Below are 16,773 nucleotides of genomic sequence, written 5' to 3'. Positions count from 1 at the left end.
CGGTGCGCCGCCAGGGACTCGAACCCCGGACCCGCTGATTAAGAGTCAGCTGCTCTAACCAACTGAGCTAGCGGCGCTCACTGACGGGGCAACTCTACCGGACCCCGCGGGGTGCTCCCGACCGCCGCCCGGGGCGCGCTCCCGGATTCCGCCCGCCGCCGGCGCCCGCGCCGGCGCGCTTGCATCCTTCGGGCCGTCAGAGTGCACGCCCTGTGGACAGTTGAGAAGCTGACATTTGTGTGCAAATGTGAGGTATCCCACAGGGTGTGTGATCGAGCATGTGGCCGGAACTGTGAGGGGATTCGCATGGACCGCACGGAGTCTCCGGTGTTCGAGGGGGCCGATCCCGCGAGCGGGCGCTCGGCGGCGGGGCGGACCGTGCGGGTGATCCGCACCGAGGGCACCACCGAGATCCCCGTCCATCTGCTCTTCCGGGACGGCCCCGACCCGGCGCCGGGTCGGCTGCGGTCCGCGGTCGTCGGGCGCCGCCAGGGCACGGGGGAGCAGCCGCGGCTGCGGCGTCCGGCCGCCGCGCCGGCCCGGCCGTCCGTGCCGCGGGTCGACCCCGAGCTGGCGGAGCGGCCCGCCCGGGTGCTGCCCGGGGGTGCGGGGGCGCTGGCCGGGGCGTGCGGGGTGGCCGGGTGCGTGGCCACCTCGTGGTGGGCGGGCGTCCTGCCGTCGTCGGCGGCCGCCGCGCTCGGGCTCCCGGCGTACACGGGAGCCGCGGGAGCCGCCGGCCTCGGGCCCGCGCAGTGGGCGGCGTACGCGGCGGCCGGGGCGCTCGGCCTGTTCGGGTTCGGCGGGCTGGCGCGCGGCCGGACCGGGCGGGCCTGGGTGCTCGGCCTGTTCGGACGCTACCGCGGAACCGTCCGGCGCACCGGTCTGCTGTGGGTGAACCCGCTGCTGCTGCGCCGCCGTGTCGACGTACGGCTGCGGCACTGGCGCAGCGAACCGATGCAGGCGGCCGACCGCGGCGGGGTGGCGCTGCGGGTGGTCGTCCTGGTCGTGTGGCGGGTGCGGGACACCGCGCGGGCCACGCTGGGCGTCGAGGACCACGAGGCGTACGTGCGGGAGTGCGTCGAGGCGGCGCTGCTCCGGGTCCCGGTGGAGGCGCCGGGCGGGACGGACGGGGCGGCGGACGCGGCGCACGACGCGCTGACCCGGCTGGTCGCGGCGGACGCCGGACCGGTGGGGATCGAGGTGTTCGCGGTGCGGCCGGTCCGGGTGGAGTACGCCCCCGAGGTGGCCGCCGCGATGCACCGGCGCCGGATCGCCGCGCTGGACGCCCGGCACCGGGCGAGCGTGCTCACCTCGGTCGTGGACTCGGTGGAGGACACGGTGACCCGGCTGACCCTGCGGGGCCTGGTGGAGCTGGACGACCACGAGCGCAAGGCGCTGGTGAAGGACCTGACGGTGGCGTTCTGTGCGGGACGGGGTGATGCGGGGGCGGGGTGATCCGGGTGGGGAAAGTGCCGAACGGGTTGCGTTATTGGTATGGACATGCTCAATCGGCGGTCATACTCTGAGACTTGGTCTAGACCTACCTGCACCGGCTCACTGAAACTCCCCCCACGTCCTCCAGGAGCGGCAGCATGCGCACACGGACCAAGCTGTACGCAGCCGCGGTGGGACTGGCCACGACCGGAGCGCTCGTGCTCTCCTCCGGTGGTGCCAGCGGCCACGGCTACACCGACCTGCCCGTCAGCAGGCAGAAGCTCTGCCAGAGCGGCGGCGTGACCCACTGCGGCGCCATCCAGTGGGAGCCGCAGAGCGTCGAGGGGCCGAAGGGCTTCCCCGGCTCGGGCCCCGCCGACGGCCGGCTCTGCTCGGCCGGCAACACGCCGTTCGCCCAGCTCGACGGCCCGAAGACGCCCTCGGGCGGCGCCTGGCCGACGACCAGGGTCTCGGGCGGCCAGAACTACACCTTCCGGTGGCAGTTCACGGCCATGCACGCCACCAGCGACTTCTCCTACTACATCACCAGGCCGGGCTGGAACCAGAACCACAACCTGGCCCGCTCCGACCTCGACCTCACCCCGTTCCTGAAGGTGCCCTACAACGGGCAGCGCCCGCCGCAGACGCTCTCGCACAGCGGCACGCTCCCGTCCGGGCTGAGCGGGCGCCACGTCATCCTCGCGGTGTGGTCGGTCGCCGACACGGGCAACGCGTTCTACGCCTGCTCGGACGTCACCTTCTGAGACCGCTTCCGGGCACGTCAAAGGGCCTCTCGCTCCCACGAGAGGCCCTTCAGTGTGCGCCGCCAGGGACTCGAACCCCGGACCCGCTGATTAAGAGTCAGCTGCTCTAACCAACTGAGCTAGCGGCGCATGACTCCCGCCGTCCGCTTCCGCGGTCGGCGACGCGGAAAATACTACCCGCTCGTGAGGGGTGCTTCCGACCGTGCCGGGCCGGCGCCCTCGGGGCGCCGGCCCGGCACGGTCGGCAAGGGGATGCCCCCGTGGTCACAGGACCGCGCTGAGGAACTCCCGGGTCCGGTCGTGCTCGGGCTCGCTGAAGAGCTTCTCCGGCGGGGCCGACTCGATGATCCGGCCCTGGTCGAACATCAGGACGCGGTCGGAGATGTCCCGGGCGAAGTTCATCTCGTGGGTGACGCAGAGCATCGTGATGTCGGTGGAGCGGGCGATGTCCCGCAGCACGTCCAGGACACCCGCGACCAGCTCCGGGTCGAGCGCCGAGGTCACCTCGTCGAGGAGGAGCACCTGCGGCCGCATCGCCAGCGCCCGCGCGATCGCCACCCGCTGCTGCTGACCGCCGGACAGCTGCGAGGGGTGCTTGTCGACGTGCTCGGTCAGCCCGACCATCTCGAGCAGCTCCCGTGCCCGCTCCTCGGCCTCGTCCTTGGACATGCCGAGCACGGTCACCGGCGCCTCGGTGATGTTGCGCAGCACGGTCATGTTCGGGAACAGGTTGAAGTGCTGGAAGACCATGCCGATCTTCTTGCGGATCTCGCGGACCTGATTCTCCGGCGCGGGGAACAACTGCTCCCCGTCGACGGTGATCGTCCCCTCCTCGGGCTTCAGCAGCGTCATCAGCAGCCGCAGGATCGTCGTCTTGCCCGATCCGGACGGCCCGATCAGGGTCACGTGCTTGCCGGCGTCCACGGAGAAGTCGAGGTCGTCGAGGACCGTGTTGTTCCCGAACCGCTTGGTGACCTTCTCCAGCCGGATCAGCTCACTGCCGGCACCCGCCGCGGCGCGCGTGGTGCCGACGTCCGGCTCGGGGGTCCTCTCGGGCTCGACGGGGTGGGGGCCGGGCCGGGTGCTGTCAGTGGACAAGGCGTCGCTCCAGGGCTCGCAGGGCAAGGGAGGCCAGGTAGGAGATGACGATGAAGGCGAAGCCGATCACCGTCAGGGGCTCGGTGAACTGGAAGTGCTGCTGGGAGAACAGGCGGGCCTCACCGAGCATCTCCAGCACGGTGATCGCCATCAGCAGGGGCGTGTCCTTCAGCATCGAGATGACGTAGTTGCCGAGCGCGGGGACCACCCTGCGCACGGCCTGCGGCAGGATCACCGCGGTCCACGTCCGGCGCAGCGGCAGGTTCAGCGCCGTCGCCGCCTCCCACTGGCCCACCGGCACGGCCTCGATGCCCGCGCGGTAGACCTGCATCGTGTACGTCGAGTAGTGCAGACCGATGGCGACGACACCCGTGGTCAGTGCCGAGAAGGTCACTCCCCACTCGGGCAGCACGTAGAACAGGAAGAACAGCTGCACCAGCAGCGGGGTGTTGCGGATGAACTCCGTCACGCCGCCGACCGGCCAGGTCACCCAGCGGGACGGCACCCGCATCAGCAGGGCCCACACCAGGCCGAGGACGAACGAGATCAGCGAGCCCAGGACGAGGATCTGCAGGGTGACCAGCAGACCGTCCCAGAAGTACGGCATGAATTCGGAGACGGCGCTCCAGTCCCACTTCATCGGACCGCACCCCCCACGTTGGTCGTCTCGGCCCGCTTCAGGTCCGTCTTGGGATCGGGCACGGGCTTCTTTCCGACGCCGGCCTTCAGTTTCTTCTCCAGACCGCGCATGATCCGGGTGAGCAGGAAGGCGATCACGAAGTAGATGACCAGGATGTACGTGTAGATCTCGGCGCTCTCCTGCAGCGCCAGGCGCACCAGGTTGCCGCTGAACGCCAGATCGCCCATGCCCATGATCGACACCAGGGCGGTGCCCTTGAGCAGCTCGATCAGCAGGTTGGAGAACGGCGGGATCATCTCCGGCACCGCCTGCGGCAGCAGGATCAGCCGCATCCGCTGCGCGGGTGTGAAGCTGAGCGCGATCCCGCCCTCGACCTGGGCCGGGTCGACGGCGGCCAGCGCACCGCGCACGATCTCCGAGCCGTAGGCGCCGTAGGTCAGGCCGAGCGCCAGCGTGCCCGCCCACAGCGGCACCAGCTGCCAGCCGAAGGCCGGGGGCAGCACGAAGAACACCCAGAAGATCATCACCAGCGCCGAGGTGCCGCGGAACACCTCGGTGTAGAAGCCCGCGAGGAAGCGGACGAACTTCGAGTGGTGGGTGCGCGCGATGCCGACTACGAAGGAGACCGCGGTCGCGAGCAGCGTGCTGAGCACCAGCAGCTGGATCGTGACCCAGACGCCCTTGAGTACGAGTTCCCAGAGTCCTGAGGTCATCCGCCGCACAGCTCCTTCGCGGTCAGATCCGTCATCTCGTCCTCCGTGAAGCCGAACGGCCGCAGGATCCGCAGCAGCTCGCCGCTCTCCTTGAGCTTGGCCAGCTCGGCGTTGAAGGCGTCCCGCAGGTTCGTCTCGGTGGGGCGGAACGCGAAGCCGCCGCCGTCGGTGTGCGGCTCACCGTCGACGATCGGCTGGAACGGCTCGGTGACCTCGGCCTTGGTGGACTTCTTCACCACCTCGCGGGTGGTGAGCGCCGTGCCGGCGAAGACGTCGACCCGGCCGGCCTCCACGGCGTTCAGCCCGGCGACCTGGTCGGGGACGATCAGTATGTCGCCCTCCGGGTACCCGGCCTCGACGGCGTACGCGATCTCCGCGTACCCGGTGCCGGTGGCGAACTTCGCCTTCTTCTCGACGACGTCCTGGTAGCTGGTCAGCCCTTTCGGGTTGCCCTTGCGCACGATGAACGAATCGAGCATCTGGTAATCGGGGTCGGAGAATATGACCTGTTCGCAGCGCTCGGGATTGATGTACATCCCGGCGGCCACGACGTCGAACTGCTGCGAGTTCAGGCCCGGGATCAGCGAGCCGAACTCGGTGGGGACGGGCTGGACCCGGTCCACGCCGAGCCGTTTGAAGATGACCTTCGCGAGTTCCGGCGCCTCGCCGGTCAGCTCGCCGTCCTTGTCGATGTAGCCGAAGGGGATCTCGCCGGCGATGCCCAGGCGGACCACCCCTGCCGCCTTGAGCCGTTCGAGCTGGTCACCGCCGTTCGTGCTCGCTTCGGTGGGTACGCGCGAACAGCCCGCGGCGCCGAGTGTGCCGAGCGCCGCCACCCCCGCGAGCAGCGACCGGCGGGAGGGTCCGGCGGACACGGACGCTTCCTCGCGTCGTCTCAGTGGTTTTCCCAGTGGTGGAGCCATGGCGGCGCGGCTACCCGAAGTGATGCCGAGTATTCCCGCCGGTTTCGGCCCCCTTCGGCGGTCGTGCGGTCTTGACCGGTGCGGGACGATGGGTCTCATGATTGACCGATATGTCAAGGTCTCGCTGGTCAAACGCGGAATCACCTGTACGGCCCGGCTGCTCGACGACCGGGCGCCGGTCACCTGCGCGGCCGTCTGGGACTCCCTGCCTCTGTCCGGCGACGTCTACCACGCCAAATACGCCCGCAACGAGATCTACGCGCTCTTCCCGCCGTTCGCGTCCTTTGAGCCACCGCTGGAGAATCCGACGGTCACGCCCATTCCGGGGGACCTCTGCTACTTCTCCTTCGCGGGCGCGGAACTGGGCACCAAGGCCTACGGCTACGACCGCGAGGTCGGCCCCGGCGCCACGGTCGTGGACCTGGCCCTGTTCTACGAACGCAACAACCTGCTGCTGAACGGCGACGTGGGCTGGGTGCCCGGCATCGTCTGGGGTCAGGTCGTCGAGGGCCTCACGGAGATGGCCGAGGGGTGCAACGACCTGTGGCGCACCGGAGCGGCGGGGGAGACCCTCAGCTTCCGGAGGGCGTGACCCCGGACCCGTACAGCGCGTGGGCCGCCCGCAGCACCAGCGCGTCGGCGTGGCGGGCGGCCACGAGCTGGACGCCGATCGGCAGCCCGGCCGCGTCGGTGCCCACGGGGACACTCGCCGCGGGCTGCTGGGTCAGGTTGAACGGGTAGGTGAACGGGGTCCAGCCCGTCCACCGCCGGTGACCGGACCCCTTCGGCACCTCCACACCCGCCTCGAACGCGGTGCGGGGCACGGTCGGGGTGACCAGCAGGTCGTAGGTGTCGTGGAAGCGGCCCATGCGCCGGCCCAGGTCCATCCGGACGTCGACCGCCGCCAGATAGTCCAGCGCCGACCGGCGCGCCCCGGCCGCGCAGATCTCCCGCAGCCCGGGATCCAGCAGCTCGCGCTGCTCCCGGGTGAGGTGCTGCACCACCCGCGCCGCCCCGCAGAACCACAGGGTGTGGAAGGCGTCCGCCGGGTCGGAGAAGTCCGGGTCGGTCTCCTCCACGTACGCCCCGAGCGCGGCGAGGCGCTCCACCGCCCGGCGTACCGCGGCCGCCACCTCCGGGGCCACCGCCACCTGGCCGCCCAGCGACGGCGAGTACGCCACCCGCAGCCCCCGCACCCCGCCGTCCAGCCCCTCCCGGAACGAGCCGGGTGCCGGTGCCAGCGCCGACCAGTCGCGCGAGTCCGGCCCGCCGATCACATCCATCAGCAGTGCCGCGTCCGCCGCGTCCCGCGTCATCGGGCCGACGTGCGCCAGCGTGCCGAACGCGCTCGCCGGATACAGCGGCACCCTCCCGTACGTCGGCTTCAGCGCGAAGATCCCGCAGAACGCCGCCGGGATGCGGACGCTGCCGCCGCCGTCCGTCCCCAGCGCCAGCGGCCCCGCGCCCAGCGCCACGGCCGCCGCCGCGCCCCCGCTGGACCCGCCCGCGGTGCGCGCCGGGTCGTACGGGTTGCCGGTGACCCCGCTGAGCGGGGAGTCCGTCACGCCCTTCCAGCCGAACTCGGGGGTCGTCGTCTTGCCCAGCAGGACGGCGCCGTGCTCCCGCAGCCGCGCCACCGACGGCGCGTCCTCCTCCCAGGGTCCCGCCGGGTCGACGGCACACGAGCCGCGCAGGGTCGGGGCGCCGCGCAGCAGCAGGATGTCCTTCACCGTGACCGGCACCCCGTCGAGCAGCCCGCGCGGCTCGCCGCGCCGCCACCTGCCCTCGGACGCGGCGGCCTGCTCCAGCGCCTGGTCGGACAGCAGCCGGACGAACGCGTTCACCTGCGGCTGGATCGCCTCCGCCCGCTCCAGCGCCGCGCGGGTCACCTCCACGGGACCGAACGCGCCGGTGCGGTAGCCGTCGAGGAGCTGCACGGCGGTGCGGGACGTGAGGGCGGTGGGGTCGGTGCCTTGGGTCATCCACGCTCCCGTGAGGTCGGGGGTGCCGGGGTCCGGCGGACGGGTCAGTGCCCGGGTACATACCCGCGCTGCTTGTCGACCACGTTGGGCAGCGGCTCGCCCGCGGCCCACAGCTCGTACAACTCCACGAACTGGGAAGCGAGTTCGTCCCGCCACCCGAGGGTGTCCCCGCTCATGTGCGGCGACACGACCAGCCCCGGCACGTCCCACAGCGGACTGTCCGGGGTCAGCGGCTCGGACGTGAAGACATCCAGGGCGGCGCCCGCGATCCGGTGGCTGCGGAGCGCCTCGGCGAGCGCGTCCTCGACGACCAGCGGGCCGCGACCGATGTTGACGAAGTGGGCGGACGGCTGCATCAGGGCGAAGCGGCGGGCGTCGAACATGCCCCGGGTCCGCTCGGTCAGGGGCGCGGCGGCGATCACCCAGTCCGCGCCGGCGATCAGCCGGTCCAGGTCCTCGGCGCCGTGCACGGCGGCGGGGGCGCCGACGCCGTCACCGCGCGAGGCGGCGCGCGCGCTGCGGCCGACCAGCGCGGTGGTGACCCCGAGCGCCTCGAGCGTGCCGGTGATCGCCCGGCCGATCGGCCCCGACCCGACGACACAGGCACGGGTCCCGGCGACCCGGCGCGACTCGCGGTGGCGCCAGGTCCGCTCCCGCTGGAGCTCCAGCGTCCGCGGCAGATCCTTCGCCATCGCCAGGACGAGCGCGGCGACGTACTCGGCGATCGGCCGGTCGAAGACCCCGCGCGCGTTGGTGACCACCGTGTCGGAGGCGGCGAGTTCCGGACACATCAGATGGTCCACGCCCGCGCTCGCCGTGTGCACCCAGCGCGGCCTCGGCCCCCCGCCCGGCCAGGCGGCGCGTACCGCGTGCGAGGCGAAGTCCCAGACCAGCAGCACGTCCGCGGACGGCAGCCGCTCGGCGAGCGTCGAGGCGTCCGCGTGCTCGATCCGGACCCTGCCGGTCAGCCGGCCCAGCCGGGGCGGCGGAACGGCGTCCAGGACGAGCAGCGTGGGGAGCGCCGCGGGGCCGGTGCCGGGGCTGGTCACGGCGGTCGCGGGGCCGGCCGTGGGGGGCGTCGAGGGGGTTTTCTGGGGGGAGGTCATGGCCGCCTTTTCCCCGGGAGGGCCGGAAGTCTGAGATGTGCTGATTGACCACGCTGGCACCCCGAACCTACCGTCGTCAACACGGTCGTTCGAACGAACCGTTGCGTGCTCGTCCCTCACCGTGAGGCCGGTGCTGACATGGACGTCTCCTTTCTCGGCGGACCAGGCCCGCAGCGCGGTGTCGGTGTGGTCGCCCCCTTCGACTTCGCGCTGGACCGCGAGCTGTGGCGGTGGACGCCCGACGACGTGTCCCTGCACGTCACCCGGACGCCGTACGTACCGGTCGAGGTGAGCCTGGACCTCGCCCGGATGATCAGCGAGCACGAGACCCTCCGCAACGCCGTGAGCACCCTCACCGAGGTCACCCCCGAGGCCGTCGCGTACGCCTGCACGTCGGGCAGCTTCGTCGGCGGGGTCATGGGCGAACGCGCCATGTGCGAGGCGATGAGCAGGGCCGGCTCCGTCCCCGCGGTCACCACCTCGGGCGCGCTGCTGGAGGCGCTGGTGGAGCTGGACGTGCGGCGGCTGGCACTGGTGACGCCGTACACCGGGTCGGTGACCCGCGCGCTGGAGGAGTACGTGGCGCAGGCCGGGGTCGAGGTCACCGGCTGCGCCTACATGGGCCTGACCCGGCAGATCTGGAAGGTCACCTACCGGGAGGTGGCCGACATGGCCCGGCGGGCGGCGGTGCGCGGCCGGCTCGGCACGGCGGACGCGTTGTTCCTGTCCTGCACCAACCTGCCCACCTACGACGTGATCCCCCAGCTGGAGGCGGAGCTGCGCATACCGGTGATCTCGGCCAACCAGGTGACCATGTGGGCAGCGTTGCGCCGACTGGGTACCCGGGCGGTGGGACCGTATCAGGCGCTGATCGACACGTCGGCGCGCACCGGCACCGGGGCCGGGAGCACACTGCCGGGCCCGGCGGCCGGTTCCGTACTGCCGGCCGCCGGGCCGGTGGTGCCGACCGGCTCCGTACCGACGGGCTCCGTGCCGACCGGCTCCGTACTGCCGGAGGGCCAGGAGCCGTCGGACGTACGGGGCGTGCACGGCGTGTCGGACGCGCAGGGCGTGCCGGGTGCGCAGGGCGTCTCCGGTGCGCCGGACGAGAAGCAGCAGGAAGGCTGGACATGACCGCACTGGGATTCCTCTACCCCGGACACTCCGCCGAGGACGACTACCCGCGCATCGAGCAACTGCTGGGCAGCGACGTCCGGGTGGATCTGGTGCACACCGACATCGGTGAGGACGCGCACCGGGCCGACGCCCTGCTGGAGATGGGCGCGGCGGACCGGCTCGCGGCCGGGGTCCGGGAACTGCGGCTCACCGGCGCCGACGCCGTGGTGTGGGCCTGCACCAGCGGCAGCTTCGTGCGCGGCTGGGACGGCGCCCACGAACAGGTGCGCGCCCTCGCCCGTACGGCGGGCATGCCCGCGTCCTCCACGTCCTTCGCCTTCGTGCACGCGGCACGGGAGATCGGGGCGCGGCGGGTCGCCGTCGGCGCGACCTACCCGGACGACGTGGCCGCGCTCTTCGTGGAGTTCCTGGCGGCCGACGGGGTGGAGGTGACCGGGGTGACCAGCTCCGGGATCATCACGGCGGCGGAGGTCGGCACCTGGGGCGAGGCCGAGCTGTTCGCCCTCGCCCGCGCGGCCGACCGCCCGGACGCCCAGGCCCTCCTGCTCCCCGACACGGCCCTGCACACGGCCGCCCACATCCCGGCCCTCGAGAAGGAGCTCGGCAAACCGGTCCTCACCGCCAACCAGGTCACCGTCTGGGAGGCCCTGCGTCTGGCGGACCGCCGGGTGAACGCCCCGAGCCTGGGCGCCCTGTTCACGCGGGAGCCGATCGTGCAGGCGTGAGCGGGACGGGCGGACGCGGGCCGGGCGGGCGGAGGGGGCGGCCCGCCCGGGAATAAGCGGGGACGGCCTCCTGTTACGGGTGCGGCGAACGTCACTCGACACAGGAGGCACCCCACCGTGGCCGCAGACGACACCGCAGGCGCCGGTATACGAGGCGTCACGCACGGCTCGGCGCCCGTTCCGCTCTCCGTGCTGGACCTGGTCACGGTCGGCGCCGGGCACACCGCCTCCGACGCGCTGCGCACCAGCGTGGATCTCGCCCGGCTCGCCGAGACGCGCGGCTTCCACCGCTACTGGGTCGCCGAGCACCACTCCATGCCGGGTGTGGCGTCCTCGTCCCCGGCCGTGATCCTGGCCCACCTCGCCGCGTACACCGAGCGGATCCGGCTCGGTTCGGGCGGGGTGATGCTGCCCAACCACGCCCCGCTCGTCATCGCCGAGCAGTTCGGCACGCTGGAGGCCATGGCCCCCGGCCGGATCGACCTCGGCCTCGGCCGCGCCCCCGGCACCGACGGTGCCACCGCCGCCGCCCTGCGCCGCACCGACCGGCCGAACGAGGGCGCCGACGACTTCCCCCGGCAACTCGCCGAGCTGACCCGCTTCCTGGACGACGACTTCCCCGACGGCCACCCCTACCGCCGGATCCACGCCGTCCCCGGCCCGGTCCAGGCGACCTCGCCCGGCGGGGTGCAGTCGCCGCACCGCCCGCCCGTCTGGCTGCTCGGCTCCTCCGGGTTCAGCGCCCGGCTGGCCGGCATGCTCGGCCTGCCCTTCGCCTTCGCCCACCACTTCTCGGCGCAGAACACGGTCCCCGCGCTGGACCTCTACCGCGAGTCGTTCAGTCCGAGCGGCGTCCTCGACGAGCCCTACGCCCTGATCGGCGTCTCCGCGCTCGCGACCGAGGACGAGAAGGAGGCCCGGCGCCAGGTGCTGGCCGCCGCGCTCAACATGGTCCGGCTGCGCACCGGCCGCCCCGGTCTGGTCCCCACCCCGCAGGAGGCCGAGGCACACCCGTTCTCGCCGATGGAGCAGGAGTTCGTCGACTCGTGGAACGCCAACGTCGTCCACGGCACCCCGGACGAGGTCCGCGCAGGCCTGGACGACCTGCAGAAGCGCACCGGCGCCGACGAGCTGATGATCACCGCCAACGCGCACAGCGGTGACGTGCGCCTGCGGTCCTACGAACTCGTCGCGGACGCCTACGGGTTGCCGACGACCGGATCGCCGACGACGTCCGTCTGAACCTCCGGCGCGCCCAGCAGTTCGGAGATGCGGTCCGGCGGGACCGGCCGGGAGTACAGCCAGCCCTGGCCGGTGTCGCACCCTATCCGGCGCAGCCGGGTGGCCTGCGCCGAGGTCTCCACGCACTCCGCGGTGACCGTCAGCCCCAGCCGGTGGGCGAGCTGCACCATCGCCTCGACGATGGCCTCGTCCGCCGGGCTGGGCGCCGCCGCCCGGTCCTCGTACTGGAAACCGCGCACGAAGGCGCCGTCCAGTTTCAGCACCGACACCGGGAGCCGGCTGAGGTAGGCCAGGTTCGAGTAGCCGGTGCCGAAGTCGTCGATGGCGATGCGTACGCCCATGTCGCTGAGGGCCGTCAGCGCCTGGAGCGGCCGGCCCGAGGAGCCCATCACCGCGGACTCGGTCAGCTCCAGCTGGAGCAGCTGCGGTGCCAGGCCCGTCTCCTTGAGGGTCTCGGCGACGTCCGCCACCAGGTCGGAGTCCCAGACCTGACGGACCGCCACGTTCACGCTGACGAAGATCGGCGGCTCGTCGGGATGCTCGGTCTGCCAGCTGCGGGCCTGCCGGCAGGCGGTGCGCAGCACCCAGCGGCCGAGCTTGACGATCGAGCCGTCCTCCTCGGCGATGGAGATGAACCGGTTCGGTGTCAGGGTGCCGAACTGCGGATGGTTCCAGCGGACCAGGGCCTCCACCCCGTGCACCCGGTCGTCCTCCATGCCGACCAGCGGCTGGTACTCCAGCGCGAACTCGCCCCGCTCGACGGCGGGACGCAGCGTGGAGGCGAGGGCCTGACGGGTCATGCGGTGCGCGTTGCGCTCCGGGTCGAACAGCGTCCAGCGGGACTTGCCGTCGGCCTTCGCCCAGTACAGGGTCGTGTCGGCGGCCTGCATCAGCGCGGTGGGCGTGGTCCCGGCCGCGTGCCGTTCGACCACGCCGATGGACGCCGACACCGACAGCCGCTGGCCGGCCACGTCGAACGGGTCCTGGATCGCGCCGAGCACCGACTCGGCGAGCTCGGCGAGCTGTTCGGTGCCCGTGGAGTCCTCGACCAGCAGCGCGAACTCGTCCCCGCCGAGCCGTGCCACCAGCGGGGTGCAGCCCCGGGACCGGCCCGCCTCCTCGGCGCACAGCGTCAGCCGTTCGGCGACGGCGGCCAGCAGCCGGTCGCCGACGCGGTGGCCCAGGGCGTCGTTGATGGCCTTGAAACCGTCCAGGTCCAGGGAGCACAGCCCGATCCGGCCCGTGCCGCTCTCCTGGTACGACTCCGCCTCCAGGGCGGCCGTCAGCCGTTCGAAGAACAGGGTGCGGTTGGGCAGCCGGGTCACCGGGTCGTGCATCTGCAAGTGCCTTAGCCGGGCCTGGAGTTCGTGGCGGGCGCTGACGTCGGCGACCGACAGCAGCACGCCGGGAGCGCCGTGTCCGTCGTGCGCCTCGTGTTCCCGGTGGGCGGCCCCCTCCTCCGGGGGGAGCGGGGCGACCGACACCTGCACCCACAGGGAGTGCCCCTCGGGGTGCTTGAGCCGGCGGGTGCAGCGCAGCCGGCCCTGCCGGCCGCTCAGCAGGTCGCGGTAGGCGTGCCAGGCACGGGCGTCGGAGGAGAGGTCCACCAGGTCGGCGGCGACCGCGCCGGTCAGGGTGTCCGGCGCGCGGCCCAGCAGGGCGGCGAGCGTGCCGTTGGCGCTGATCACCCGGCCGTCACGGCCGACCACGGCCATGGCGAGCGGAGCGGCCGCGAAGACGGAGCGGTACGACGGGGGCAGGGGGAGGCCGGCGCATCCGGTACGGCACGGGGCGGTGATCTCACTCTCCGTGACGGTCGGTCGGTTGGTGTCTGCTGTGGGCGTCGGCCCTTCGGACGTTCCGCTCACCGCTCGCTCCCGCCGTGCACTCGATCGCTGTCCGTGCCGGAAAGCCTCAGGAATGTCTCAGGAAAGTGTGCCGATCATAGAGGTCTCCCTGAAGCCCTTCCAGTCACTCTCCAGTGTCCAGGACGGTCCCGCATCTCTGCCAGATCGTTTCTGCTCGGAGGTGGATGGCTTCTTCAGGCCTCCGACCGGTTGTGACGTTCCGTGAGTGGTTCGAGGTGTCGCCCGTGAACGGATTCCACGCCTCCTCACCCGTCCGGTGCAGATAAACAGGGCGTATGACTGCAAACCCCCACAGGCTGGGTGCGGTGTCCCGTGAACCGTCTCCCGGAGGTCTCCGTGCCGCGTCAGCTCCCCCTGAGAGGACTCGGTCGTGAGGCTCTGAGGGGGTTGGGCCGTCCGGGGTTCCGTCCGTGGTTCTGGCCGGGGTTCCGGGCGGGGTCGTGGTCCGGCGGTCCGCCGGCGCGTCCCCGGCTGCGCGGCACGGCAGCCGTGTGCACCACCATGTCGGCGCTCGCCGCGACCTCCATGATGACCGCTCCCTCCGACGCCGAGTCGTTCTCCGCGGCGCCGTGCGCCCTGATCCGCACCGACGCGCACCACTCGGAGGGCCTCGACACCTGGAACGCCGCCTACCCCCGCCCGACCGGCCGGCTGAACGCGGTCATGGTCTTCCTGTCCTTCCCGGACTCCCACCCCCTGACCACCCCCGAGAAGCTGACCGCCGACCACTTCCCCGCCACCAGCGACTTCTTCCACCGGGCCTCCTACGGCAGTTTCTCCCTGCACCCGCACGCCCTGCGCCACTGGATCCGTATGCCCCGCCCGTCCACCGCGTACGCCATACAACGCGACTGGAGCACGCGGCACCGGTCCGCCTATCTGCGCGACGCGCTCGCCGCGGCCGACCCGCGGGTCGACTTCTCGCGGTACGACGTCGTCTACTTCGTCGCCGACCCGGACGCCCCCGGCGTGGACTCCGACGCCACGAAGGTCGTCAACCTGGACACCCCGCTGCGGGCGGACGGCACCGACATCCGCCGGGTCGTCACCGTGTTCGAGGAGCACCCCCCGGACCGGCTGGTCCTCGCCCACGAGACCGGCCATGTCTTCGACCTCCCCGACCTCTACCACCGGCCCGCGGACGGCAAGGGCGACTGGGACACCCACGTCGGCGACTGGGACCTGATGGGCAGCCAGTTCGCCCTCGCTCCGGACCTGTTCGGCTGGCACAAGTGGAAGCTGGGCTGGCTGGAGCCCCGGCAGGTGCGGTGCGTACAGGGCGCGGGGCCGGTACGGCTGACGCTGGAACCGCTGGCGGCGGGGCCCGGGGTACCGGTGACGGGCGCCGCCGGGGCGCCGGCCTTCGGGCTGGGCGGGGGCACCAAGCTCGCGGTGGTGCGCACCGGCCCGGACAGCGTGCTCGCCTTCGAGGTGCGGGCGCCCGTCGGCGACGACGCGGACGCCTGCCGGTCGGGGGTGCTGGTCTACCGGGTGCGCGGCACGACCCGGTCCGGTGAGGGCCCGATCCAGGTGATCGACGCCCACCCGCACACGGAGGCCTGCCGGGGGGACTCGGTCTACCCGGCCCTCGCGGACGCCCCGGTCGCCCTCGGCGAGAGCTTCACGGTGCCGGAGGACGGCGTACGGGTGGAGGTGGAGGGGCGTACCGCCTCGGGGGCCTGGACGGTGCAGATCGGCGTGGGCCGGGACGGGGGCGGCGACGGGGGTGCCGGCGAGGGGGTGGGCGCAGACGCGTAAAAGGCCCCCTGCCGTGGCAAGAGGCCTTTCCGTGTCGTGCGCCGCCAGGGACTCGAACCCCGGACCCGCTGATTAAGAGTCAGCTGCTCTAACCAACTGAGCTAGCGGCGCCTGCTGACGTCGTAGACATTAGCACCCTGGTCGGCGGGAGGAAAAATCGATATCCGCACGGCCGCGCGGGCCGCCCGCACGGCCGCCCAGAGCAGCACCTCCGGGCCCGGCAGCCAGGGGTGACGTGTGTCCGGGGCGACCAGCCAGCGCGAGCCGGAGCGGGCCGTGCCGGCGCGGGGAGCCGGGGCCGGCACGGTCACCGCGTCGCCGGTGCCGTGGCACAGCAGCGGCGGGACCTCACCCGTACGGCCGGCCTCCCCGGGGCCCCTGCCGCGGGCGTCCCACTCCTCCCACTCCAGCAGCGCGGGGAGCCGCTGGGTGGTGCCGGGCGCCGCGAACAGCAGCATCCGGCCGCGGAACCCGGCCACCGGGCCGGAGCCCGGCCCCTCGTCCCACATCCGGTCCAGCATCCGGCGCCCGAAGGTCGAGGGCGTGCTCACCACGTCGAAGACGGAGCCGCAGGGCAGCACGACCGGCGCGTCCGGCCGCTCCTCCCAGAGCGAGAGGGTGCTGCGCGGATACGTTCCTGCGGAGGCGAGCCAGGCGGCACCGTCCGGGGTGACACCCGTGGCACCCATGACGCCGCCCAGGTCGGGGGCCTTGCGTGTACTGCTCATGCCGTCTGTCTACCGGCGGTGAGGGGGCGACCCCCCAGGGTTGCGGAAACCGGGGACAGGGAGGCGGGGAGGCGGTATCGTGCCCGCCTGGCATATGCCGCGTCTGTTCGACCGGGCGAACCCGAGGTCCGGTGGGGGCGTCGCAGCGGGAGGGCGTGGTGCCCTCACACGGGGTCGATGCGGTCCCGGCCCTCGCCCCCGCGCAGCAGGTCCCGGCCGAACTCGACCATCTTCTTCGCGTAGTCCTCGGTCCACTCGGCCCGCTCGGCGATGTCGGCGACCGTCAGCCGGTCGAAGCGCCGGGGGTCGGCCAGCTGGGCCGCCGCCATCGCCTGGAACTCCATCGCCCGGTCCGCCGCCGCACGGAACGCGAGCGTCAGCTCCGTCGCCCGCTCCAGCAGCACCCGCGGATCGTCGATCGACTCCAGGTCGAAGAAGTGCTCCGGATCGGCTGCCGCTGCCGTGGGCTCGAACAGCAGGGGCGCGGGGCGTAGCCGCGGTTCGTCCCGACGCGGCGTGGGCTCCGCCATGTCTTCTCCTTCGTCCTGGTGCATGCGTGCGTGGTGGCGCTTCTGCCCGCCGGGAGGAGCGGGCCACCTTCCATTCTCGCGCGCCCCGCAAGAGGGCCTCGGGACCGGTGGGGTCAGGGCTGCCG

16 protein-coding genes and 3 tRNA genes are annotated in these 16,773 nt (G+C 72.5%); 7 read left to right on the top strand and 12 right to left on the bottom strand.

The genetic code is table 11. From position 1 onward, the window contains the following. Nucleotides 1-3 precede the first annotated feature (3 nt). Nucleotides 4-77, bottom strand: a tRNA-Lys gene (locus tag TU30_RS17710). Nucleotides 78-306: 229 nt separating this feature from the next. On the opposite strand from TU30_RS17710, the gene TU30_RS17705 reads away from it, so the two are divergent. Next, entirely contained in the window at nucleotides 307-1,455 is a 1,149-nt protein-coding gene (locus tag TU30_RS17705) for an SPFH domain-containing protein (protein WP_078878334.1), read from the top strand. Nucleotides 1,456-1,592: 137 nt separating this feature from the next. Continuing rightward, the gene (locus TU30_RS17700; protein ID WP_042171093.1) at nucleotides 1,593-2,198 is read left to right on the top strand and encodes a lytic polysaccharide monooxygenase; all 606 of its coding nucleotides are present in this window, start codon (nucleotides 1,593-1,595) and stop codon (nucleotides 2,196-2,198) included. A gap of 55 nt (nucleotides 2,199-2,253) precedes the next feature. On the opposite strand, the gene TU30_RS17695 is transcribed toward TU30_RS17700, so the two are convergent. The 5 genes from TU30_RS17695 to ehuB all read right to left on the bottom strand — a co-directional run bounded on the left by TU30_RS17695 (nucleotide 2,254) and on the right by ehuB (nucleotide 5,572). Beyond that, nucleotides 2,254-2,327 (bottom strand) — tRNA-Lys (locus tag TU30_RS17695). A 135-nt stretch (nucleotides 2,328-2,462) separates the two neighbouring features. After that, nucleotides 2,463-3,191 carry an ectoine/hydroxyectoine ABC transporter ATP-binding protein EhuA gene (ehuA, locus tag TU30_RS17690; protein WP_042171406.1) on the bottom strand — a complete coding sequence of 243 codons (729 nt, stop codon included), beginning with the start codon at nucleotides 3,189-3,191 and terminating at the stop codon, nucleotides 2,463-2,465. A 94-nt stretch (nucleotides 3,192-3,285) separates the two neighbouring features. Continuing rightward, nucleotides 3,286-3,936, bottom strand: coding sequence for an ectoine/hydroxyectoine ABC transporter permease subunit EhuD (gene ehuD, locus TU30_RS17685; protein ID WP_042171090.1), 651 nt, complete (start codon nucleotides 3,934-3,936; stop codon nucleotides 3,286-3,288). Next, nucleotides 3,933-4,649: an ectoine/hydroxyectoine ABC transporter permease subunit EhuC gene (gene ehuC / locus TU30_RS17680; RefSeq protein ID WP_042171088.1), complete on the bottom strand. Its 717-nt coding sequence runs from the start codon at nucleotides 4,647-4,649 to the stop codon at nucleotides 3,933-3,935. The genes ehuD and ehuC overlap by 4 nt, the downstream gene beginning before the upstream one ends. After that, nucleotides 4,646-5,572, bottom strand: coding sequence for an ectoine/hydroxyectoine ABC transporter substrate-binding protein EhuB (ehuB, locus tag TU30_RS17675; protein WP_042171086.1), 927 nt, complete (start codon nucleotides 5,570-5,572; stop codon nucleotides 4,646-4,648). Before ehuB ends, ehuC begins: the two co-directional genes overlap by 4 nt. Before the next feature lie 97 nt (nucleotides 5,573-5,669). Between ehuB and TU30_RS17670 the strand changes: the two genes are divergently transcribed. Beyond that, nucleotides 5,670-6,164 (top strand): DUF3830 family protein, encoded by a 495-nt coding sequence (locus TU30_RS17670; protein WP_042171404.1) that lies wholly within the window; start codon nucleotides 5,670-5,672, stop codon nucleotides 6,162-6,164. Here the strand turns inward: TU30_RS17670 and TU30_RS17665 are convergent. Continuing rightward, on the bottom strand, nucleotides 6,145-7,554 hold the full coding sequence (locus tag TU30_RS17665) for an amidase (RefSeq protein ID WP_042171083.1): 1,410 nt from the start codon (nucleotides 7,552-7,554) through the stop codon (nucleotides 6,145-6,147). The genes TU30_RS17670 and TU30_RS17665 overlap by 20 nt on opposite strands. Nucleotides 7,555-7,598: 44 nt before the next feature. Continuing rightward, nucleotides 7,599-8,660 (bottom strand): D-2-hydroxyacid dehydrogenase, encoded by a 1,062-nt coding sequence (locus tag TU30_RS17660; RefSeq protein WP_078878333.1) that lies wholly within the window; start codon nucleotides 8,658-8,660, stop codon nucleotides 7,599-7,601. A 138-nt stretch (nucleotides 8,661-8,798) separates the two neighbouring features. Here TU30_RS17660 and TU30_RS17655 point away from each other — a divergent pair, with 138 nt between their 5' ends. The 3 genes from TU30_RS17655 (at nucleotide 8,799) to TU30_RS17645 (ending at nucleotide 11,764) form a co-directional block, all read left to right on the top strand. Continuing rightward, nucleotides 8,799-9,794: an aspartate/glutamate racemase family protein gene (locus tag TU30_RS17655; RefSeq protein ID WP_042171402.1), complete on the top strand. Its 996-nt coding sequence runs from the start codon at nucleotides 8,799-8,801 to the stop codon at nucleotides 9,792-9,794. Next, nucleotides 9,791-10,522: an aspartate/glutamate racemase family protein gene (locus TU30_RS17650; protein WP_042171082.1), complete on the top strand. Its 732-nt coding sequence runs from the start codon at nucleotides 9,791-9,793 to the stop codon at nucleotides 10,520-10,522. The genes TU30_RS17655 and TU30_RS17650 overlap by 4 nt, the downstream gene beginning before the upstream one ends. A gap of 117 nt (nucleotides 10,523-10,639) precedes the next feature. After that, a complete protein-coding gene (locus tag TU30_RS17645; protein WP_042171080.1) occupies nucleotides 10,640-11,764 on the top strand; it encodes an LLM class flavin-dependent oxidoreductase in 1,125 nt (374 codons plus the stop codon). On the opposite strand, the gene TU30_RS17640 is transcribed toward TU30_RS17645, so the two are convergent. Continuing rightward, nucleotides 11,722-13,632 carry a bifunctional diguanylate cyclase/phosphodiesterase gene (locus TU30_RS17640; protein ID WP_042171078.1) on the bottom strand — a complete coding sequence of 637 codons (1,911 nt, stop codon included), beginning with the start codon at nucleotides 13,630-13,632 and terminating at the stop codon, nucleotides 11,722-11,724. The two genes, TU30_RS17645 and TU30_RS17640, sit on opposite strands and share 43 nt — an antisense overlap. Nucleotides 13,633-13,968: 336 nt before the next feature. Here TU30_RS17640 and TU30_RS17635 point away from each other — a divergent pair, with 336 nt between their 5' ends. Continuing rightward, nucleotides 13,969-15,390, top strand: coding sequence for a M6 family metalloprotease domain-containing protein (locus tag TU30_RS17635; RefSeq protein WP_078878349.1), 1,422 nt, complete (start codon nucleotides 13,969-13,971; stop codon nucleotides 15,388-15,390). Nucleotides 15,391-15,427: 37 nt separating this feature from the next. Here the strand turns inward: TU30_RS17635 and TU30_RS17630 are convergent. The 3 genes from TU30_RS17630 to TU30_RS17620 all read right to left on the bottom strand — a co-directional run bounded on the left by TU30_RS17630 (nucleotide 15,428) and on the right by TU30_RS17620 (nucleotide 16,648). After that, nucleotides 15,428-15,501 (bottom strand) — tRNA-Lys (locus TU30_RS17630). Further along, nucleotides 15,492-16,118, bottom strand: coding sequence for a bifunctional DNA primase/polymerase (locus tag TU30_RS33220; RefSeq protein WP_062192905.1), 627 nt, complete (start codon nucleotides 16,116-16,118; stop codon nucleotides 15,492-15,494). The genes TU30_RS17630 and TU30_RS33220 overlap by 10 nt, the downstream gene beginning before the upstream one ends. 164 nt (nucleotides 16,119-16,282) lie before the next feature. Next, nucleotides 16,283-16,648: a hypothetical protein gene (locus TU30_RS17620; protein ID WP_042171069.1), complete on the bottom strand. Its 366-nt coding sequence runs from the start codon at nucleotides 16,646-16,648 to the stop codon at nucleotides 16,283-16,285. Between the last annotated feature and the right edge of the window lie 125 nt (nucleotides 16,649-16,773).

Origin of the sequence: Streptomyces sp. NBRC 110035 (assembly GCF_000829695.1) — a bacterium.
In the GTDB taxonomy this organism is placed as follows: domain Bacteria; phylum Actinomycetota; class Actinomycetes; order Streptomycetales; family Streptomycetaceae; genus Streptomyces.
This window is presented reverse-complemented; position numbering and strand designations above follow the sequence as displayed.